18 protein-coding genes are annotated in these 19,955 nt (G+C 57.1%); 9 read left to right on the top strand and 9 right to left on the bottom strand.

Going from position 1 to position 19,955, the window contains the following annotated elements:
- The first annotated feature begins 7 nt into the window (after positions 1-7).
- Together ELR57_RS21235 and ELR57_RS21230 are read left to right on the top strand one after the other, a co-directional pair.
- Positions 8-1,693 carry a vWA domain-containing protein gene (locus ELR57_RS21235; RefSeq protein WP_126961104.1) on the top strand — a complete coding sequence of 562 codons (1,686 nt, stop codon included), beginning with the start codon at positions 8-10 and terminating at the stop codon, positions 1,691-1,693.
- 32 nt (positions 1,694-1,725) lie between these two features.
- Entirely contained in the window at positions 1,726-2,865 is a 1,140-nt protein-coding gene (locus tag ELR57_RS21230; RefSeq protein WP_126961103.1) for a toxic anion resistance protein, read from the top strand.
- Positions 2,866-3,462: 597 nt separating this feature from the next.
- Here ELR57_RS21230 and ELR57_RS21225 read toward each other — a convergent pair.
- Both ELR57_RS21225 and ELR57_RS21220 read right to left on the bottom strand, forming a co-directional pair.
- Positions 3,463-4,071 carry an acyl-CoA-like ligand-binding transcription factor gene (locus ELR57_RS21225; RefSeq protein ID WP_370452325.1) on the bottom strand — a complete coding sequence of 203 codons (609 nt, stop codon included), beginning with the start codon at positions 4,069-4,071 and terminating at the stop codon, positions 3,463-3,465.
- Positions 4,068-5,591 carry a DHA2 family efflux MFS transporter permease subunit gene (locus ELR57_RS21220; protein ID WP_126961102.1) on the bottom strand — a complete coding sequence of 508 codons (1,524 nt, stop codon included), beginning with the start codon at positions 5,589-5,591 and terminating at the stop codon, positions 4,068-4,070. The genes ELR57_RS21225 and ELR57_RS21220 overlap by 4 nt, the downstream gene beginning before the upstream one ends.
- Before the next feature lie 195 nt (positions 5,592-5,786).
- Here ELR57_RS21220 and ELR57_RS21215 point away from each other — a divergent pair, with 195 nt between their 5' ends.
- Positions 5,787-6,620, top strand: a complete 834-nt coding sequence (locus ELR57_RS21215; protein WP_126961101.1) for a sugar phosphate isomerase/epimerase family protein — start codon at positions 5,787-5,789, stop codon at positions 6,618-6,620.
- 353 nt (positions 6,621-6,973) lie between these two features.
- On the opposite strand, the gene gdhA is transcribed toward ELR57_RS21215, so the two are convergent.
- From gdhA to ELR57_RS21200, 3 genes are all read right to left on the bottom strand, one after another.
- Positions 6,974-8,332, bottom strand: coding sequence for an NADP-specific glutamate dehydrogenase (gene gdhA, locus ELR57_RS21210; protein WP_126961100.1), 1,359 nt, complete (start codon positions 8,330-8,332; stop codon positions 6,974-6,976).
- 250 nt (positions 8,333-8,582) lie between these two features.
- Positions 8,583-9,566, bottom strand: coding sequence for a diaminopimelate dehydrogenase (locus ELR57_RS21205; protein ID WP_126961099.1), 984 nt, complete (start codon positions 9,564-9,566; stop codon positions 8,583-8,585).
- A 288-nt stretch (positions 9,567-9,854) separates the two neighbouring features.
- Positions 9,855-11,222 carry an MATE family efflux transporter gene (locus ELR57_RS21200; protein ID WP_126961098.1) on the bottom strand — a complete coding sequence of 456 codons (1,368 nt, stop codon included), beginning with the start codon at positions 11,220-11,222 and terminating at the stop codon, positions 9,855-9,857.
- Positions 11,223-11,460: 238 nt separating this feature from the next.
- Between ELR57_RS21200 and ELR57_RS21195 the strand changes: the two genes are divergently transcribed.
- From ELR57_RS21195 to ELR57_RS21180, 4 genes are all read left to right on the top strand, one after another.
- Positions 11,461-11,997, top strand: a complete 537-nt coding sequence (locus ELR57_RS21195) for an NADPH-dependent FMN reductase (RefSeq protein ID WP_126961097.1) — start codon at positions 11,461-11,463, stop codon at positions 11,995-11,997.
- A 186-nt stretch (positions 11,998-12,183) separates the two neighbouring features.
- On the top strand, positions 12,184-12,645 hold the full coding sequence (locus ELR57_RS21190) for an acyl-CoA thioesterase (protein WP_126961096.1): 462 nt from the start codon (positions 12,184-12,186) through the stop codon (positions 12,643-12,645).
- Positions 12,646-12,678: 33 nt separating this feature from the next.
- Positions 12,679-13,920 (top strand): beta-ketoacyl-ACP synthase II, encoded by a 1,242-nt coding sequence (fabF, locus tag ELR57_RS21185; protein ID WP_126961095.1) that lies wholly within the window; start codon positions 12,679-12,681, stop codon positions 13,918-13,920.
- Between the two features lie 115 nt (positions 13,921-14,035).
- Positions 14,036-15,700, top strand: coding sequence for a class I adenylate-forming enzyme family protein (locus tag ELR57_RS21180; protein WP_126961094.1), 1,665 nt, complete (start codon positions 14,036-14,038; stop codon positions 15,698-15,700).
- A gap of 95 nt (positions 15,701-15,795) precedes the next feature.
- Here the strand turns inward: ELR57_RS21180 and ELR57_RS21175 are convergent, their stop codons facing one another.
- From ELR57_RS21175 to ELR57_RS28365, 4 genes are all read right to left on the bottom strand, one after another.
- Positions 15,796-16,134 (bottom strand): ArsR/SmtB family transcription factor, encoded by a 339-nt coding sequence (locus tag ELR57_RS21175; protein ID WP_126961093.1) that lies wholly within the window; start codon positions 16,132-16,134, stop codon positions 15,796-15,798.
- Between the two features lie 36 nt (positions 16,135-16,170).
- Positions 16,171-16,320, bottom strand: a complete 150-nt coding sequence (locus ELR57_RS27940) for a hypothetical protein (RefSeq protein ID WP_158630117.1) — start codon at positions 16,318-16,320, stop codon at positions 16,171-16,173.
- A 407-nt stretch (positions 16,321-16,727) separates the two neighbouring features.
- Positions 16,728-17,312, bottom strand: a complete 585-nt coding sequence (locus tag ELR57_RS21170; RefSeq protein WP_126961092.1) for a superoxide dismutase family protein — start codon at positions 17,310-17,312, stop codon at positions 16,728-16,730.
- 134 nt (positions 17,313-17,446) lie between these two features.
- The gene (locus ELR57_RS28365) at positions 17,447-17,845 is read right to left on the bottom strand and encodes a winged helix-turn-helix transcriptional regulator (RefSeq protein WP_126961091.1); all 399 of its coding nucleotides are present in this window, start codon (positions 17,843-17,845) and stop codon (positions 17,447-17,449) included.
- A gap of 145 nt (positions 17,846-17,990) precedes the next feature.
- Here ELR57_RS28365 and ELR57_RS21160 point away from each other — a divergent pair, with 145 nt between their 5' ends.
- Positions 17,991-19,157: an MFS transporter gene (locus ELR57_RS21160; RefSeq protein WP_126961090.1), complete on the top strand. Its 1,167-nt coding sequence runs from the start codon at positions 17,991-17,993 to the stop codon at positions 19,155-19,157.
- A gap of 90 nt (positions 19,158-19,247) precedes the next feature.
- Positions 19,248-19,832: a 5' nucleotidase, NT5C type gene (locus ELR57_RS21155; RefSeq protein ID WP_126961089.1), complete on the top strand. Its 585-nt coding sequence runs from the start codon at positions 19,248-19,250 to the stop codon at positions 19,830-19,832.
- Positions 19,833-19,955 lie beyond the last annotated feature (123 nt).

Here is a 19,955-nt window from a genome sequence, read left to right as displayed (position 1 = left end):
CTGCGGAGTGAATAAAGGAAAGTTCTATCTAATTATCATCGTTCTGCTGGTTGTCGTGTTCGGTCTCGTGTACGCGGGAGTGAATTTAACCTCCAATCTGGGCAAGAGCGAGAAGCAGGTTACGGCGGAGGACGCTTCCAAGAAGCTGAACAGGCTTTATTCGAAGCTCGACGTGAAGACCGTGCCGCCGGTCAAAGGACAGATCGATCTGGATCCGGCGGATATCGGCGAGTCTCTCCCGGATATCTCCAAGTTCCCGATTACGGTGAACAATACGACGGACCATTACGTGGAGATCTTCTCCTCGACGGAGAAGGGAGGCGCCGGGGTTGACGGCTGGTTGACCGAGGTGGCGGAAGCGTTCAACAAGGAACAGCCGGAGGTGAACGGGAGCAAGGTATCCGTGAGGATCCGGAATATCGCTTCCGGCACGGCGGCGGATTATATCAAGTCCGGCAAGTACATTCCCGACGCGTTCACCCCTTCCAACGAGCTATGGGGAGAGATGGTTGCCGCAAGCGGGGTGAAGACGGAGATGATCTCGAAGCGCCTCGCGGGCAACGTTCCCGGCATCGTCATCTCGAAGGCGAAGTATGACGCGCTGATCGAGAAGTACGGGGCCGTGAACGTCAAGACGGTCACCGACGCGATCGCGAACAATGAATTCTCGATGGGGTACACCGATCCGTTCGCCAGCTCCACGGGGCTTAATTTTCTGATTACCGCACTCAATACGTTCGACAGCTCCAACATCCTGAGCGACAAAGCGGTGCAAGGGTTCGAGAAGTTCCAGGCTAACGTGCCTTTCATCGCTTCGACGACGATCCAGATGCGCGATGCCGCCAAGTCCGGCAGGCTGGACGGCTTCGTGCTCGAATACCAAACCTATGTCAACGCGGCGGATCTGAAGAACGGCTACGTGTTCACTCCCTTCGGAGTCCGGCACGACAGCCCGCTCTACGCGCTTGGCGATCTGCCGCAGGAGAAGCTGGACATCATCAAGAAGTTCGCGGACTTCGTGGCGCAGGAGAAGTACCAGAAGCTCGCCAAGGAGAAAGGGTTCAACGGGCTGGAGGATTACCAGTCTGAGCTGGCTCCCGTGGAGGGCGGCTTGCTCGCTTCCGCCCAGCAGATCTGGAAGGAGAAGAAGAACGGCAACAAGACGATCTCCGCGGTGTTCGTCACGGACGTATCCGGAAGCATGGCGGGAGAGCCGCTCAATCGGTTGAAAGAATCGTTGATCAAGGGGCAGAAGTATCTGGGCAAGGACAACAGCATCGGACTCGTCTCGTACTCCGACGAGGTGGACATCGATCTTCCGATCGCCCCATTCGATACGAACCAGCAGTCGATGTTCGTCGGCGCGGTGAACAGCCTGCAAGCCGGGGGAGGAACCGCGACCTTCGACGGAATCGTGGTGGCGATCAAGATGCTCCAGGATGAGCTGGCCGCCCATCCGGACGTCAAGCCGATCATCTTCGTCCTGAGCGACGGGGAGACGAACCAAGGCTATTCGCTCGACGACATCAAAGGCTTGATCGAGACGTATAAGATCCCGATCTACACGATCGGCTACAACGCGAACATCAAAGCGCTCCAGAGCATCTCCAGCATCAACGAAGCGGCGAGCATCAATGCGGACACGGACGATGTCGTGTACAAGATCGGCAACCTGTTCAACGTTCAAGTATAAACGATGCAAGGAATTCGAAGGAGGAGAAGGCGATGTCATTCACGATGGAAGTATCGAGCCCGGAAGAGATCAAGGCGGTAATCGAGCAAGAGGTGAAGCCGGTACCGGAAGAGATCGCGAAGCTGAAGGAGACGGCGGATGCCAACGTCGCCGCGATCATGGCGATCGACCTGGAGTCGCTGGACACGAAGAAGGACATCCTTCAGTCGATCGATTCGTTCGGCTTGAACACGATGAAGGCTTCTTCGAACAAGAACGCCCTGCTGCAAGTTTCGGTCGGCAACCTGTCCAAGACGGGGGACGAAGGCGGCACGGTGGCCAAGGGGCTGACGGAGCTGCATATGCAGCTCAAGGATCTGGATCCGAGCGCGATCGACTTCGCGAAGAGGGGGTTCCTCGGCAAGCTGTTTAATCCGCTCCGCGCTTACTTCCTCAAGTTCGAGAAGGCCGACAGCGTCATTGCCGACATCGTCGTCTCTCTGGAGAAGGGCAAGACGACGCTGAAGAACGACAACACCACGCTGGAGCTGGAGCAGCAGACGCTTCGTGATCTGACCAAGAGGCTGCAGAAGGAAATCCAGCTCGGCACGATGATGGACGAATCGATCGAGTCCCAGGTGGACAGCGCGCGCACGCGCGGCGAAGACCCGGACAAAATCCGGTTCATCACCGAGGAGGTGCTGTTCCCGCTGCGCCAGCGGGTCATGGACCTGCAGCAGATGCTGGTCGTGAACCAGCAGGGGATCATGGCGATCGAAGTCGTCATGCGCAACAACAAGGAGCTCATCCGAGGCGTGGACCGCGCCAAGACGGTCACGGTCTCCGCGCTCAAGATCTCCGTCACGGTAGCGAGCGCGCTCTACAATCAGCGGATCGTCCTGAAGAAGATCGAGATGCTGAACCAGACGACGAACGAGCTGATCGCCGGAACGTCGCGGATGCTGAAGGATCAAGGCGCCGCGATCCACAAGCAGGCGCTCGAGGCCAGCATCTCGGTCGAGACGCTGAAGCAGGCGTTCACCGACGTGATCGACGCGCTGGAATCGATCAGCACCTACAAGCAAGAGGCGCTGCCGAAGATGCGCGAGACGATCGACCAGTTCCGCGAGCTGGCGGACACCGGAGAGAAGCAAATCCAACGCCTCGAGAAGGGGCATCAGCTAAGCTTATAAGGCGCGAACGGCGGCGGTAGGGCTGCCCCACTGTCTGAAAAGCCCAAAGCCCAAAGCCCAAAGCCCAAAGCCCAAAGCCCAAAGCCCAAAGCCCAAAGCCCAAAGCCCAAAGCCCAAAGCCCAAAGCCCAAAGCCCAACTTAATCCAGGGGGAGCTCGGGCAGGATACACGTTAACGGAAGTGGGAGACCCTTAGCGGCTTCAAAAGCCCGACTTCGAGATTTAACGGATATTAGAGACGCTTAGCCAGGGAGCAATGGCCGAAATAGCCTGTATTCTATAAAATAAGGGCCTCTGCTTCCGTTAGCTTTTTATAACGCCGATTTTCGGGAGAATAAGGGCCGTTATTTCCCTTAGAGCTTAGTACGCATAGTAACCGTTCTTTGGTAAATGGAGGCGCCAGCCGACCACTTACGTAAAGGAACGGTTTCTTTGTGCCTTCACTCCTTCGCCGGTTTTCGCATACCCCATACGGGCGGGTCCGCGGTTGGCCGAGTCTCGGGATGAGACTGGTTCGATCATTCCAACGGGAACCTATTCGCGCAACGCCAAAAGAGGCGCCGTTTGGCGCCTCCGGGCTTGAACCATATTCGATTGCTTAAAGAGGAAGCCCTTGTTCAAGCAGGATTAACGCTTCGGCCATCATCTCTTCGAAGTTGGAATCTTCCTTCTCCGCATGCAAGAGGGCAACGGAGAGGACCGTTCCGGACAAAGCGCCCGCGAACGTTCTTACCGCCAGATCGTCGCTCTTCCGGCCGACCCGCTCGGCTACCAGCTCGACAATGAGCTGGGTCGTCTCCAACATATTGGCCATAACGGCCGATCGCAGTTCCGGCACCGTCATGATGAGCCGGTTACGTTCGCGAAGAGTGTCCAACTCTTCCTTGGAAATTCGATCGAGCGCTTCCGGAATAGCGCGACAAATCGCTTGCAGAGGGCTAAAATCCTTAGGTTGGTCGCGGAACGCATCGATCAGATAGGGATCGAAGTTGTCCTTAACGACCACCTCTTCCTTAGTGGCGAAATAGCGAAAAAACGTACTAGGCGACACTTCCGCGGCTTCCGCGATCTGTTCGACAGTCGTCGCGTTAAAGCCTTTCTCGCGGAATAGCTTCATGGCTTGCGTCTGGATGGCAGCCATCGTTTTCGCTTTTTTCCATTCCCGCAAGCCCATGCCTCGCCGATCATCCAATGACAACTTGCTCACTCCTTGAGGTCGATCGTTCTTCGGACGGAGCCCTCCTTCGATGAGATGGCACGAGGCAAGAATCCCAGAGCGAGCAAGATTCCAAGGACAGCAACGCCCCCGCATACCCAGAGCGTGGCATCCATGCCGTTCACGAAGGCAGACCGTACCGATTCGAGCAGCCCATGCGAATCGCTCCGATGCGCTGCCTCTACGCCCGCGGATACGCTCCGGCGAGCCATCTCGGCGGTATCGGCCGGGATGTTTACTCCTTCCAGTTTAGCACGATAGATATCGCTAAGAACAGTGCCCAGCAACGCGACGCCGACCGTACCTCCGACTTGACGCAGTGCCATGATCAGCGCGGAGCCGACCCCGCTTCTTTCCGGCGTCAATGCGCCCAATGCCACTTCCATCGCCGTAGGCAGCGCAAAGCCGATTCCGAGTCCCGCCATGGAGAGCCAAGCGGCTGTCCAGCCATAACCGCTGCCTGCAGCGGTAGAGGCGCCCATGGCCATAGCTGCGGCGAGAAAGACGAACCCTAACGCAATAAGCCCTCTATTGCCGAATCGGACATGAAGCTTCTCGGCTGTCTTTGCGCCAATTAGCAATCCCCCCATGATCGGCAGCAATCTTAGCCCCGTGCCGAAGGAATCCGCCCCTTCCACGGCTTGAACATATTGCGGAGTCACGAAGAGCAGCCCGTACATTAGGAAGGACACGAGCGTCGCGGCGATGGAAGCGCCCGCAAAGCCGCGAGAACGAAACAGCGACAAATCGATCATAGGATGGCGGGATCGCCTCTCCCACCAGAAGAAACCGGCGATCGCAGCGGCGCCGATCGCGATCGTTCCTAGGGCGACGGCATCTCCCCAACCCCGTTCCCCAGCTTCGATGATGCCGTAGGTCAAGCCTATGAGTCCTGCGCTGGAGGCCAGGATGCCCAAGAGGTCGAGCTTCTGCTTATTTTCGCCCTTCGATTCCGGAAGAAGGAAGAAGACCGCTATAATTCCTGCGAGAATAATCGGAATGTTTATTAAGAATACGGAGCCCCACCAATAATGCTGCAGCAGCCATCCCCCGACGATGGGGCCGAGCGGAATGCCGATCGCGTTCGCCATCGTCCACAGTCCGATTGCTTTGGGACGTTCCGATTCTTCGAACAGGACCGGGATAATCGAGATGGACAGCGGCATCAGGAAGGCGGCTCCCAGACCGAGAGCGGCCCGGCCGGCGATCAAAGCCTCCGTCGAGCCCGCGTATGCGCATGCGACCGATGCTGCGCCGAACAAGACAAGCGCCCCGAGCAAAAATTTTCTGCGTCCGAATCGGTCTCCGAGCAGTCCGGCCGGCAGCAGGGCGGCGGCGAAAGTCAGGTTGTAAGCGTCGGCGAACCATTGAAGCTGACCGTTGGTAGCGTGCAATTCCGTGGCCAGGGTCGGAAGCGCGAGGTTCAGTACCGTTAGATCAAGGCCTACGGCAAGCAAACTTACGGCCAAAGCGCCGAGTACCCACCATTTGCGGCGGCTCATCACATTCATGATTCATTCTCCTTTTTGATACTTAATATTTAATGACAGTCTATATAAAATGATAGTCACTGTCAATATGAGTTTGAGCAAAATAGGCCCTACCAAAAAAGGTGGCAGCCCGCAAAGAAAAACGTTATTTTAGAAAGGAATGGCGCATAAGGAATTCGTCGCCCTAAGGGGGACGGAATGGAGAGGAGAAAAGCTATGAGGTTGGGCACATCGCTGTTTCGATCCTATGAAGATCCGTCGAGCTGGGCTCAAGATATGAGAAGGCTTGGTTTTCGGGCATCTGTGTGCCCCATTAAGGGAGATGCGGATGACGAGACCGTTGCGGCATACCGCAAGGAAGCCGAACGACATGACGTAAGGATCGGCGAGGTGGGAGCCTGGAGCAACCCGATCAGCCCGGACGACTCCGTCCGCAAGGCTGCCATCGAACATTGCATAGGGCAGCTTGCGCTCGCGGAGCGGGTCGGCGCGCTCTGCTGCGTCAACATCGCGGGCTCGCGAGGCGCGCAGTGGGACGGGCCGCATCCGGACAACTTCTCGGACGCCACGTTCGCGCTCATCGTGGACACCGTGCGGGAGATCATCGACGCGGTCAAGCCGAAGAATACGTTCTACACGCTCGAGACGATGCCGTGGGTGTTCCCCGATTCGGCGGACTCTTACCTGAAGCTGATCCGGGCAATCGATCGCAAGGCTTTCGCCGTCCATCTCGATCCGGTGAACATGATCAGCAGCCCTCGCGTGTTCTATCGCAACGGCGAGATGATCCGCGACTTTTTCGCCAAGCTCGGCCCTTATATCAAGAACTGCCATGCCAAGGACATCGCGCTAGCCGGACGTCTCACCGTCCATCTCGATGAGGTAATCCCAGGTCGGGGGGCGTTGGATTACCGCACCTTCCTGATCGAGCTGAATAAGCTCGATCCCGACATCCCGCTTATCATCGAGCACCTCTCCAAGGAAGAAGAGTACATGCAGGCCGCAGGCTACATTCGCCAGACGGCGGAGAGCTTGTCTATATCGTTGTAGGAAAAAAGGGCAGACCGTTGCCGATCCGTAAAAGCGAGGTAACCAGACTATGCACTGGCGCGAGATCCGGCGGCGAATGAGCGCTAGAAGGCAGTTAGACTACGCACATCGTCGGGACGGGGCACCAAGCGGCTGAAGAGGGTAACCAGACTGCTTACACAAGCAGAATTGCGCGGCAGCAGGGGGAAGAGGGTAACCAGACTGCTCACATAAGCGGAATTGCGCGGCAGCGGGGGGAAGAGAGTAACCAGACTGCTGACATTGGCGAAATTGCCCAATGCTAAAGCGTAACAGGAGCATCCATATGCAAAGAGGGGGCCATCGCCGCGCGATAGCCCCCTCTTTTGCTTCTTTTAAACCACGCCGTGAGCCATCATAATCTTGGCGACCTTAAGGAAGCCCGCGATGTTCGAGCCGGCGACCAGATTGCCGGGAACGCCGTATTGGGCGGCCGCGTCGGCGCTGTTCTTGTGGATCGTCTTCATGATGTTCTTCAGCTTCGCGTCGACTTCCTCGAAGGTCCACGAGTAGCGCATGCTGTTCTGCGACATCTCCAGCGCGGATACCGCTACGCCGCCCGCATTGGCCGCCTTGGCCGGTCCGAACAGGACGCCGTTCTGCAGGAAGACGTCGATCGCTTCCAGAGTCGAAGGCATGTTGGCGCCTTCTCCGACCGCGATTACCCCGTTGCGAACGAGCGTCCTGGCCGCTTCTTCGTCGATCTCGTTCTGCGTGGCGCAAGGAAGCGCGATATCGCACGGAATCGACCAGATGTCCGTGCATCCGGGATGGAACTCCGCGCCGGAATGAATGCGTACGTATTCGCTGATCCGCTTGCGCTCCACCTCTTTGAGCTGCTTAAGCGTATCGAGGTTAATGCCGTTCGGGTCATACACGTAGCCGCCGGAATCGCTGCAGGCCACGACCTTCGCGCCGAGCTCGAGCGCTTTCTCGATCGCGTAGATCGAGACGTTGCCGGAGCCGGACACGACGACCGTCTTGCCTTGGAAGCTCTGTCCGACCGTCTTCAGCATCTCGTCCACGAAGTACACGCAGCCGTAACCCGTCGCTTCCTTGCGGGCGAGGCTTCCGCCGTATTCGAGTCCCTTGCCCGTCAGGACGCCGGCTTCATTCACCCCGCGAATCCGCTTGTATTGCCCGTACAGGAAGCCGATCTCTCTGGCTCCTACGCCGATATCCCCCGCCGGTACGTCGGTATCTTGGCCAAGGTACCGATACAGCTCCGTCATGAAGCTCTGACAGAACCTCATGATCTCCAGATCCGACTTGCCCTTCGGGTCGAAGTCCGAACCGCCCTTGCCTCCGCCGATCGGCAATCCGGTCAGCGAATTCTTGAAGATTTGTTCGAATCCGAGGAACTTGATAATGCTGGCGTTAACGGAAGGATGGAAGCGAAGACCGCCCTTATAAGGTCCGATGGCACTGTTGAATTGCACGCGGAAGCCGCGGTTCACCTGCACCCGGCCTTGGTCGTCCACCCACGGGACCCGGAACGAAACCAAGCGCTCCGGCTCGACGATAGCCTCCACGATGCCGCGTTCGATGAATTCGGGGTGCTTCTCGAGCACGGGCTTCAGAGAGATCAGAATCTCGTAAACGGCTTGGTGGAATTCGCTCTCTCCCGGATTCTTTTGTTGAACCTTGCTAAACAGTTGGTCGATGTAATGATCGGCGGATACTTGCGTGGTCATTGGGCGTGCTCCTTCATATGGGTAGGATTTTTGCACTTATGCACTTTTTATTTGCACTATTTTAACTGAAAATTCGCTCTGCGTGAACCTATAGGCCTATAGAAATATTTTTTCGAGTGTTAATAAATGTTTTATGAAATATTCACAATATTCATTTGCTATGCAAAAAAAGCCCGCCCCGTATGCAAAAAAGCCAAGCCCGGCGAGCGGACTTGGCTTAATAAATGAGCTTGTACGAGCTTATGGGAACTTAGAGAAGTTCCTTGCGGAGCTGCGCCGGAGACTTCGGCGACAGGTAGCCCGGCGCGATGTCGAATACCGTCTTCGCTCCCGAGACGCCTTCGCCGTGGAGACGGTAAGCCGCGCGGGCATACGCCACGAGTACGCTGGCGGTGAATTCCGGGTTGCTCTCGAGCTTGAGGGAATATTCGATAATCTGGCGGGTGCTCTTGCCGGTCACGCCGCTGCGGATGACGAAGCCGCCGTGCGGCATCTCGGAGTGGTCTCTCCGCAGTTCCTCTTCGCTAATGAAGTTCACGGTCGTGTCGTAATCGGAGAAGTAGTTCGGCATGCTGACGATCTCTTGGCGGATTTGCTCCAGATCGGCGCCTTCCTCGGCGACCACGAAGCACTCGCGGGTATGCTTGTCCCTGGTCGTCAGCTCCGGAGTCTCGCCGTTGCGAATGCGGTCGATGACGGATTCGGAAGGAACGGTGTACTGAACGCCGCCCTTGACGCCCTTCACTCGGCGGATCGCGTCGGAATGGCCTTGGCTTACGCCCTTGCCCCAGAACGTGTAATCCGTGCCTTGGCTAAGGATGGATTCCGCCATCAAGCGGTTGATCGAGAACAGGCCCGGGTCCCATCCGGTAGAGATTACGGCTACCTTGCCCGACGTCAGGGCCGAGTCGTTCACTTGCTCGAAGTACTCCGGAATCTTCGCGTGAGTATCGAAGCTGTCGACGGTATTGAACAGCTTGGAGAACACCGGTCCTTGCTCCGGAAGGTCCGTCGCCGAGCCGCCGCACAGGATCATGACATCTACTTTGTCCTTAAAGCTCTCCGCCTCGGAGATTTGATAGAAACGAAGGCCGTTCTCGGATGCGAACGAGGAAGGATCGCGGCGGGTGAAGATGCCGACCAGCTCCATGTCCGGATTCTGCCCGATAGCGGACACCACGCCTCTGCCCAAGTTGCCGTATCCTACGATGCCTACTCTAATCTTTGCGCTCATGTAGATCCTCCAAATGAATGTTGTGATTTCTCGACATTATAACATTGAATGTAAGGTCTCACAATTGTGAGTATTTCACGAATCCCTCCGAAGATCGCCTTATTATGCCCTGCCCCGGCCATTAATACGGCATTTCTTCCCGGAGAGAGGCACGTCTTCCTCCCCTCCCGGATCCGAAAAACGGCCGAGAAAATGAAAAGAACCCGTGCCTTCTCCGGTAATCGAAGAGAGGTCAGGTTCTTTATCCGCTCTATTTTATCTAATCCGCTTTTTTCGTCTAACCCGTATTTAGGCCTCCGACGCCGCTCCCGAAGGCTCGCTTGCGGTCACCAGAGCCTTGCCGCGCCACTTCCCGCTGCGCCAGCGGAACAGCATGATGATCCCGCGGGCCCACTCGTCGGCGGCGATGGCAAGCCACACTCCCGCGAGTCCCATGTCCAACGTGAACGTCAGGAAGTAGCCGAGCGGCAGGCTCATGAACACCATGGAGACGATGCCCCAGTAGACCGTGTATTTCGCGTCCCCCGCCGCCCGAAGCACGGGAACGAACAGCAGGTTGAGGGAGCGTCCGGTCTCGAGAGCCAGACTGAGCACGATCATCTGGGTCGCCAGCCGAACGATCTCGCGGTCGTCCGTGAACAGCTCGATCAGCGGATGGCGGATCAGAATGATGGCCAGGTCGATCGCGACCGTGATGGCGAAGATCCAACGGGCGCTGATCCATACCCGTTTGTAGGCGTCATCGGGCTTCGAGCCGCCGACGAACCGGCCGACGATAATCGCGGTTGCCGTGCCGCAAGCGGTACTGAACAGGAAGACGTAGGTGGAGATATTCATCGCATATTGGCGGGAAGCGAGAGCGGCCTCTCCGATCATCGCCACATAATAGAGAAACACCGATTGGCACGCATGATACAACACCGATTCCAACGCGACCGGAATGCCGATCTTCAGGATTTTCCCCAGAAACTCCTTGCTGAACGTCAGATAGTCCCTCCACCGAATCTTGTAATCCATGATCCGATAAGCCATCCAGAAGAAGACGACGACCGCGGCTCCCCGGCTGATGACCGTCGACCAGGCGGCGCCTTCCACGCCGAGCGCGGGCAAGCCCCCGTGACCGAAGATCAGCAGGTAGTTGATCGCGATATGAAGGACGTTCATGCCCAGGGAGACGTACATCGCTTCCTTCGGATATCCGTACGTTCGAATGATCCCGGATAATGCGTTAATGACCGACTGGAGGAAAATAAAGCCCCCGATAATAGGAAGGTAAGTCGTCGCCATCTCCAGCGTGTTCTCCTCAAGGTTCATCATCCGCATCAGCGGTTCGGACAGCAGGAGGAAGAGAAGGCTCATGACCAGTCCCGTCAGCAGGTTCATCGTGATCGTCAACGCGGCGATCTTCGACGCTTCGAAACGTTTGCCGGAACCGAGATATTGGGAAACCACCACGTCGGCTCCGTTGTTGATGACCCCGATGATCAGGATGGCGATAAAAATAAATTGGGTTGCGACCCCGACGGCCGATACGGCTTCGTCGGACACCCCGCTTAACATTAAGGTGTCAGCGGTGCTCATTAGGAAAAACAGCAGATTCTCCAGAAGAATCGGCCAAGTCAGGCTGGCTACGCGAAGCTCGCGTCCGGCATTCATCTTAACACCTCGATCGTGTGAGCATACGTCTAGTTGGAATATGCCAAGTAAGACTAGCCTATGTTACCATCAACCCTTGCCTTGGACAACGAATGATTTATGGATTAACGGTATAAACTTTAAGTAAGTACCTTGACAATATAAATTGATTTATTTATGATTAATCCGACATCAAGAATGACGATCAGGTTCGATGTAAACCTTACTCTAAAGAAAACAGCCGCAGGAGGGAATTAAGATGTCGAAGTTGAATATCGGTATCATTCTGGGAAGCACTCGCGACGGGCGCGTAAGCCCGCAGGTAGGCGAATGGGTCAAGCGCATCGCGGACGGCCGCGGAGACGCGAACTATGAGATCGTCGATATCAAGGACTATAAGCTTCCATTGCTGGGCGAAGAGGACGCAACGGAACAAGCGACGGCTTGGAACACGAAGCTCGCTAGCTTGGACGGCTTCGTCTTTATCGTTCAAGAATACAACCACAGCATCACCGGCGCGCTGAAGAACGCCCTTGACTTCGCTCGCGAAGCTTGGAACAACAAGGCTGCCGGCATCGTCAGCTACGGCTCCGTCGGCGGAGCTCGCGCAGCGGAGCATCTCCGCGGCATTCTCGGCGAGCTGTCCGTTGCGGACGTTCGCGTTCATCCGGCGCTCTCGCTGTTCACCGACTTCGAGAACGGCACGTTCAAGCCGGCCGATCTGCATCTGACCAACCTGAACGGCATGCTCGATCAAGTGCTCGCTTGGAGCGGCGCTCTGAAGACGCTTCGTTAAGAGCGGCAGAGCCGGCTATAAGAAGGGTTGCTTCGCAGTCTGAGACTGAGGAGCAATCCTTTTTCTATTCGGCTAACCCGTTAATGGCACGCGTTCGAAGCGGCTTACATAAAATCCATACTTAAAATATCTTACTAGTAAGAGTATACTAAGTTGTGAATAGGACTTCAGGAAGGGGGAATTTCAATGGACGCAGCGCATCCGGCGCTCCCGCCGCATCCGGCCTTCGACTTCGAGATGACGGTCACTTGGGGAGATTGCGATGCCGCGGGCATTCATTATTACGCGAGGAGCTTCGACTGGTTCACCAATGCCCGGATGGGCCTTCTCGCGAATTATGGATTCCCCTATATGGCGGCTTGGCATCATCAAGGGATCTTTCTCGTCTGTCTTCACGCGGACTGCCAGTATCGCAAGATGCTGCGCCCCGAGGATCGAATCGTCGTTCGAACCGAGCTTGCGGAGCTCTCGCGGACTCGCATGGCTTTCGATTATCGGATCTACAAGGAAGGAGGAATCCTGGCGGCGGAAGGAACGACCAAGCATGCTTACGTTGACCCCTCGGGGTCGCCGTTTAATCTGGAACGCAGGCATCCCGAATTGTGGGCAAGCTTGAAAGAGGCTGGATTGGTTGCGGAGAAGCGCTAGCCGTTAAGAGGCATACGGGAGTGGGTTGAGTTTATGGTCAAAGAACGAATCGTCATTACCGGCATGGGAGCCGTTACGCCGGTCGGAATCGGGGTCTCCGACTATTGGAACCACCTTCTGGCCGGGCAGACGGGCATCGGGCCGATCACCCGATTCGATGCGGAAGGGCTTCCGGTTCGGATCGCGGGCGAGGTGAAGGATTTCGATCCCGCACGCTATCTTCCGAAGAAGCTGGTCGGTCAGACCGATATCTTCATGCAATTCGCGTACGCGGCGGCCGAGGAAGCGATTGGCCAAAGCGGGATCGTCGACGGCCTGCAGCGAAGCCGGATCGGAATCGTGCTGGGCACGGCGCTCGGAGGCATCTCCACGGCCGCGGGCACCCAAGAGCAGATCGCGCGAAGCGGAAGCTATCGGGTGACGCCGCACCTGGTTCCCAAGATGCTGTCGAACATCGCGGCGGCCCATATCGCGATCGCGAACGGCTTCAAGGGTCCGAGCTATACGGTGAGCACGGCGTGCTCCTCCGGAGCGGACGCGGTCGGAATGGCGGCCATTCTGCTTAGAGCCGGACAAGCGGACGCCGTCGTCGCGGTCGGCGCGGAATCGATTCTCTGCGCCCTTATGGATGCGGGCCTGTCTTCGGCCCGCGCCATGTCGACGCGCAACGAGGAGCCGCAGCAGGCCAGCCGCCCGTTCGAGAAGAACCGCGACGGATTCGTCATGGGCGAAGGGGCCGGCGCGCTGATTCTGGAGACGCTGAGTTCGGCTCTGGCCCGCGGCGCGGAGATCAAAGCCGAGCTGCTCGGCTATGCGAATTGCACCGACGCGTACCACGTCACATCCCCCGATCCGGACGGAAGCGGGGAGATCTGGTGCATGCGCCAGGCGCTTGAGGAGGCTGGGCTGGCTCCGGCCGACATCGGCTATGTCAATGCCCACGGAACGTCGACTCCTCTCGGGGACAAGGTGGAGAGCCAAGCGTTGAAGGAAGTGTTCGGGGAAGCCGCTTCGCGAATCCCTGTCAGCTCGACCAAGGGCGCGACGGGCCACTTGATGGGAGCGGGCGGAGTGACGGAGCTCATCGCCTGCATCCAAGCGATTCGGGAAGGCGTCGTTCCGCCGACGTTGAATTACGAGGAGCCCGATCCGGAATGCGACTTGGATTATGTGCCGAACGCCGCCAGGGAAGCGAAGGTCGACTATGCGATGTCGAACTCCTTCGGCTTCGGCGGACAGAATACCTCCGTCATCGTAGGACGTTATTCGAAGTAATCTTTTGTTGAATTTAGATATGCCGATAGGAACGGACCGTTGAAGGGATTTATCGAGTTTTGCGAGCCGCGTTTCAGACATATCGTTCACTTAGCGCTTAGAAGGGATGATATAGATGGAAAATCATTTTACGTACGACGTTCGGATGTTCAAGGACACGTTCGAATACGAATTTACTTACCTGAGCGGATTCATGCGCAATGTGCACCGCTTCGCCAAACGTACGGCCATAAGCGATCCGGTGAGAGAACTCAGCTTGACCTATGCTGAATTGAACCGAGAGGCCAATCGCCTGGCGAACGCCATGCTGGCGGACGGAATCGGCAAGAACGAGCTCGTCGTTTACCAATTGCCCAATTCCGCCGAATTTATCTTCAGTTATCTCGCGCCGCAGAAGATCGGAGCGATCAACAGCCCGATCAACTTCCGATTGTCCGCGGGAGAGACGGCTTATATTCTCGACGACAGCCGCCCTTCCGTCTATCTCTACGACGCGGAGATCAAGGACACGGCGCTGGAAGCGCTCGAGTTGGCGGCCCACAAGCCGGCCCGTATCGTCATGGTCGACCTGTCGGGCTCCGCCGAGCTTCCGGCCGGGCATGTCACCTACGCCGATTACACGGGCGGGCAGTCCGAGGAGAACCCGAAGATCGATAGGCCGATGCACATCTACGACGAGAATACCCGGCTGTACACCTCCGGCACGACGGGCAGGCCGAAGGGAGTTCCTCTGAACAACATCAACGACGTCCTGTCCGCCCATGACGTCGCGATGCATTTTCCGCTAACCCCGATGGACAAGACGATGAACATGAGTCCTTGGTTCCACCGCGGGGGCATTCACTCGGGCGGTCCCGGACCGACGCTTTATATCGGCGCGGAAGTCGTCATTCTCCGTTCCTTCCATCCGAAGACCTGTCTGGAGCTGGCCGAGAGAATGGGGGTCACCTTCCTGATCGGAGCTCCGCCGATGCTGAAGATGCTGCATGACCAGCAGTTGAAGCACACGGTCGATCTGTCCAGGCTCAAGGGAATCGTCACGATGGGGGCGCCGCTGGAGAGAGAAGCGTGCATCAAGTTCCAGAAGGTGCTGACGCCGAACATCTTCAACGGCTACGGCACGACCGAAGCGTTCTGGAACACGTTCCTGCGTCCTTACGATCTGCCGGATATGGCCGGCTCGGCCGGACGCGCCTGCACGGACGACGACGTCGCCGTGGTCAAGGTGTTCCCGGATCGCCGGGCGGAGCCGCACGAAGTGGTCGCCCGCGACGGATCCGAAGTGGGCGAGGTCATCGTTCGAGCTCCCGGCAAGACGACGTACACCTACGTCAACAACGAGAAGGAATCGGAGAGAGTCTTCTACAAAGGCTGGATCTATATCGGGGACATGGGGGTGTGGGACGAGAACGAATTCGTCACCATTGTCGGACGCAAGAACGACATGATCGTCTCTTCCGGCGAGAACATCCATCCGGTGCAGATCGAAGAGATTCTGAACCGGCATCCGAAGGTGCAGCAATCTGTTGTCGTGGGGGTGCCGGACGAGCTGCGCGGCGAAGCGGTCGTCGCTTACGTCGTCAAGGAAGATCCTTCGCTTACGGCCAAGGAGCTTAACAAATACTGCAGCGAGCACAACATGCTGGCGACTTACAAGAAACCGAGGTATTACCGCTTCATCGACGAGCTGCCGTACACGGCAACCGGGAAGAAGCGCCACTTTATCGTTCGCGCGATGGCGCTCGAGGACCAGAAGAACGGACTTCTCGAGAAGCACTAATCGTTTCTTTTATATGGGTAGGCAGAAAAACCCGCAAAGCCGTTATCCACGGCTATTGCGGGTTTCTTCATGCAGTCCTGTTGGTGTCTGGCGACCTAATCGCTGTCGTTGTCGGGAGCGGCGGAACGCTGAAGCTCGGCTAAGTAGTCGTCCAAGCGATCGAACCTCTCCTCCCACAGGCGGCGGAAGGAGCTGAGCCACTCGTCCATCTCGGCGAGCGGCCTGGCCCGAAGCTTATAGATACGCCGATTCGCTACCTTGTGCACCTCGACGAGACCGACATCGCTCAGCACCTTCAAGTGCTTGGAGGTCTGCGGCTGATTCAGATGCAGACGGTCGGCAATCTCGTTCACGGACATGGGGCCCTTTAGCAGCAGCTCAACCATCTCGAAGCGGTTGGACTCGGCAAGAGCGCCGAACACGCTTATATTCATGTAGGCATCACTCCAGAATCATGTTGCGGAACGGGCTTACAACGTCTCCGAAGCTTGACGGATCAGCCGGAGAAGAAGCACTTCGTCAAGCGTTTGCCCGTTCTTGAACTTAATGGTCTTGCGGTCCGGCGGACCGGCTTCGAACAAGCCTTCCGGGGCTTCAAGCTCCGCCGCGTTGAAGATCATGAAGCTTAACGCAGCCTTGGAAGGGCGGTCACTTCCGGATTCATCGGATCGCTCCTTCTTGGAACAGTTCATCCAGATGGTTCAGCGTCATCGTCAGCCCTTCGGCCATTCCCATCTTCAGCGTGGCTTGCAGGTACGGTATCTCTACTTACAATATATAATAATTTAAATATTCCTGTAAAGGAATATTAAATGGACGGGGAGCCATTCTCAGGGAGAATAAGGGCAAGGTGAGCGTCGATAGTCGAGAAAATCGCTTGACGGTCGGGGATCGGCGGTAATGGGCGGAATGAGAAAGGGTCGAGCGAAGAGGCAGAAAGCCGACGCGAGGCTTGAAGTTGCGGATGCGTACGAATAGGCGGGAGCGCCGGTCTGCCGGCATGGGCGGACCGAGCGCTCCGCGGCCCTTACTTCGCGATAACCCCGCAGGCGATTCGGCTGCCGGAATTGCCGGACGGATCGGTCACGTAGTCGTCGGCTTTCTCGTGAATGACGAGAGCCGTGCCGCCGTCCTTGAGAAGGGAGTTTGGCTGGCCGGGCTTCAGCGTCACGTTGCGGCTGTTGATGATCGCTTTGATCGAACCGCTGTCTCCGACGGTGATGTTCGGCAGATCCCCGGCATGAAAGCCCTTCGGATTATGGAAGCCGTGCTGCTTGGAGGCAGGGTTGAAGTGCGCCTTGGCGCTCTCGAAGGCAGGCGGTTCGCACTTGCCGGCTTCGTGGAAGTGGATGCCATGCGTTCCGGGGGGGAGGCCTTGGGCTTCCAGTTCGATGCGGACCGTGTCGGCCATCTGCGTCAGCACGGCCGTTCCGATCTGCTTGCCTTCGGCGTTGACGATCTTGGACGTGACGGACAGGGTCTCCGGAGCCGGAGCCGGGGCTGGCGACGGCGCATGGTCATGCTTGGGCTTGGCTTGAGCGACCGGCGCGACCAGGACGGCAGTCAACGCGAGAAGCGCCAGCGCTCTAGCGGATTTCGTTGCGAAAGTCATTTCTCTTCGATGTCCTCCTACAAACGTTGGTGGTTGCCCTGCTAGTATTTCCTTATTGTGGATGGACATACGGGAGCAGTGGCAGAAGGGCATCCCTCCGGTCGTTTACCGGCAGAGGGATGCCCTTCTGTCATTCAGGATTTCCATTTGCCCGCCCAACGATCCATCTCTTCGAGAACGGAGTGGAAGTCTCTCCCCTTCTCCGTTAGAGAGTACTCGACGGTGACGGGGACGGTCGGGAACACTTCCCTGTGCACAACGCCTGTCTTCTCCAGATGGCGGAGAGTATCCGTGAGCGACTGGGTGCGGATGATGGCGACGTTGCGAAGCAATTGCTTGAAGCGTTGAGGTCCTTTGAAGAGCTGGGCGATGACCATGAAGGACCATTTCGCTCCGAGGATCTGAAGGACCTCGCAGATGTTCGGCTGAAGATCCTCTTTCTCGCCCTCATTCGTCGCCGATGGTACGGCTAGGAGGTGATCCAGCTTCACATGCTGGGTATCGGAATCCTGGGTACCGGGAGAAATCGTCATTCTTTTCCATCCTCCTGTTCGCTTACAATTAGTTAGTTAGTCTGAATAACTGGATAATGTCCAGATGAATTGCCTTCTTACCTTTTGTTAGTGAATTAATTATAATGGCAATCAAATCCAATTCGCAAGAGGAAGGACGATTGCCATGAACCGATTTTCCGTTTATTTATTAGCCTTCGGGGCCTTCTTTACGGCCACCTCGGAGATTGTCGTCGGCGGGATTCTGACTATCATCGCCGAGGATTTGGACGTTTCCGTGTCCTTAGCCGGCCAGCTCATCTCTACCTTCTCGCTTGCCTTCGCGATCGGAACGCCGATCGTCGTCGCGCTGACCTCGCGATTGTCGCGCAAGAACGTTCTGGTCGGCTCGCTTCTGGTTTTCGCGCTCGGGAACGTCGTCGCTTTGTTCAGCCACACCTTCGGAATGCTGATCGCCTCCAGGGTCGTTCTCGGGACCAGCTCCGGCGTGTATGCCGTCGTCGCGATCGCTTCGTTGGCGAAGCTTGTTCCTCCGGAACGGACGGGGCGAGCGATCGGGACGATCGCCCTCGCCTTCAGCCTGTCGATGGTTCTCGGCGTCCCGCTGGGGATCTCGATCTCCGGCTGGTGGGATTGGCAGGCCGTATTCGTTCTGCTCGGAGCCGCGGCGATACCGGTCGCTTATCTGCTTCGCCGTTTGCTGCCCGAGATCGCGGGGGATGAACCTATTCCTTTCAAGAGGCAGCTCGCGGCGCTCGGCCATCCGATCCTCTTGACGGCATTTGTGCTGTCGTTCCTATGGAGCACCGGCAATTCCATCATCTATTCGTATATGGCTCCCTTTCTGCAGTCCGTTCTGAGTCTGAACACGGGGGAAGTCGGAGCGATGCTGCTGGCGTTGGGAATATTCGGCATGCTGGGTTCTCGCTTGGGAGGTACCGGAGTCGATCGGCTGGGCACGACCCGGATGCTCGTACTAAGCTTGGCGCTTCATATTGCCGCTTTGGCTCTGCTTCCTCTCTTGCAAGGGTCGACCGTGCTCGCGCTGATCGTTATCACCTTATGGGCGCTCTCCATGTTCATGTCGGCTCCGGCGATCAACACCTATTTTATTCAATTGGATCCCCGCAAAGCGCAGATCGTCCTCGGGCTGAATCTATCGTTCACCCACCTGGGACTGGCGGCCGGGGCCGGAGCCGGCGGACTGATGATCGACCTTAGCGCGACGCCTCTCTATAATCCATGGCTCGCCAGCTCGTTGGGATTGATCGGCATGGGGGTCGCTTGGTACTCCTTCCGTTTGAGGAACAAGGCTTCGCTCCAACCCGCTTAATGTCGAATGGGCCGATGCGAACGATGCCTTTTCCCCGCGGTTCTGTTAGAATGAATAGCATCACCCGATATGCGGATAAGGAGAACGTGCATGAGATTCGGCTTTGACATCGACGATACTTTGATCAATCTGCGTGAACATGCCTTCAACCTGTACCAGAAGAAGCTGAATACGAGCGTGGAACCGGAGAAGTTCCATGCGCTGACCGGCGTGCCGATCCATGAGCTGTTCGGGATGAGCGGCGAAGAGGGCGCGAAGATGTGGAACAGCTTGCGCGAAGAGATTTATTACACGGACTGCCCGCCTTTCCCGAATGCGGTGGAAGTGCTTCAGGAGCTCGTGCGCCAAGGGCACGAGGTGTACTATATTACGGCTCGCGTGGCGGAATATTGCGAGAGAACGAAGGAATGGATCAAGCAGGCGGGGTTCCCGGTCGAAGACGGGCGCTTCTATTGCGGAATGGCGGACCACGAGAAGGTGGACATCATCCGCAAGCTGGAGCTCGATTATTACTTCGACGACAAGCCTGCCGTGCTCGACACGCTGTCGGAGCTGCCGCTGAAAGTCTACGTGCGGGACAACTCGTACAATCGCCATCTGGACATTCCCCGCATCACGACGTGGAACGAGCTTCTGGACATCGTGAAGGAAGCCGGAGAAGAAGCCTCTCAATAATGAACAAGAGATGGGGTTTAGTGTTCCCGGAAACGGTAACAGCGACAGCTTAGGACAAGAAGCGGAGTCCCGGGCTGTCGCTGTTTAGTTAAGCGAATGTTATACGTTATTAAGTTAATTCTT

The sequence above is a fragment of the Cohnella sp. AR92 genome (genome assembly GCF_003990975.1).
Lineage (GTDB): Bacteria > Bacillota > Bacilli > Paenibacillales > Paenibacillaceae > Cohnella.
This window is presented reverse-complemented; position numbering and strand designations above follow the sequence as displayed.

Excerpts from the sequence above, each read along its gene's own strand:
- ELR57_RS21230 (WP_126961103.1), top strand. The coding sequence starts at position 1,726 with ATGTCATTCACGATGGAAGTATCGAGCCCGGAAGAGATCAAGGCGGTA.
- ELR57_RS21220 (WP_126961102.1), bottom strand. The coding sequence starts at position 5,591 with ATGAATGTGATGAGCCGCCGCAAATGGTGGGTACTCGGCGCTTTGGCC.
- ELR57_RS21215 (WP_126961101.1), top strand. The coding sequence starts at position 5,787 with ATGAGGTTGGGCACATCGCTGTTTCGATCCTATGAAGATCCGTCGAGC.
- gdhA (WP_126961100.1), bottom strand. The coding sequence starts at position 8,332 with ATGACCACGCAAGTATCCGCCGATCATTACATCGACCAACTGTTTAGC.
- ELR57_RS21205 (WP_126961099.1), bottom strand. The coding sequence starts at position 9,566 with ATGAGCGCAAAGATTAGAGTAGGCATCGTAGGATACGGCAACTTGGGC.
- ELR57_RS21200 (WP_126961098.1), bottom strand. The coding sequence starts at position 11,222 with ATGAATGCCGGACGCGAGCTTCGCGTAGCCAGCCTGACTTGGCCGATT.
- ELR57_RS21195 (WP_126961097.1), top strand. The coding sequence starts at position 11,461 with ATGTCGAAGTTGAATATCGGTATCATTCTGGGAAGCACTCGCGACGGG.
- ELR57_RS21190 (WP_126961096.1), top strand. The coding sequence starts at position 12,184 with ATGGACGCAGCGCATCCGGCGCTCCCGCCGCATCCGGCCTTCGACTTC.
- fabF (WP_126961095.1), top strand. The coding sequence starts at position 12,679 with ATGGTCAAAGAACGAATCGTCATTACCGGCATGGGAGCCGTTACGCCG.
- ELR57_RS21180 (WP_126961094.1), top strand. The coding sequence starts at position 14,036 with ATGGAAAATCATTTTACGTACGACGTTCGGATGTTCAAGGACACGTTC.
- ELR57_RS21175 (WP_126961093.1), bottom strand. The coding sequence starts at position 16,134 with ATGAATATAAGCGTGTTCGGCGCTCTTGCCGAGTCCAACCGCTTCGAG.
- ELR57_RS27940 (WP_158630117.1), bottom strand. The coding sequence starts at position 16,320 with ATGATCTTCAACGCGGCGGAGCTTGAAGCCCCGGAAGGCTTGTTCGAA.
- ELR57_RS21170 (WP_126961092.1), bottom strand. The coding sequence starts at position 17,312 with ATGACTTTCGCAACGAAATCCGCTAGAGCGCTGGCGCTTCTCGCGTTG.
- ELR57_RS28365 (WP_126961091.1), bottom strand. The coding sequence starts at position 17,845 with ATGACGATTTCTCCCGGTACCCAGGATTCCGATACCCAGCATGTGAAG.
- ELR57_RS21160 (WP_126961090.1), top strand. The coding sequence starts at position 17,991 with ATGAACCGATTTTCCGTTTATTTATTAGCCTTCGGGGCCTTCTTTACG.
- ELR57_RS21155 (WP_126961089.1), top strand. The coding sequence starts at position 19,248 with ATGAGATTCGGCTTTGACATCGACGATACTTTGATCAATCTGCGTGAA.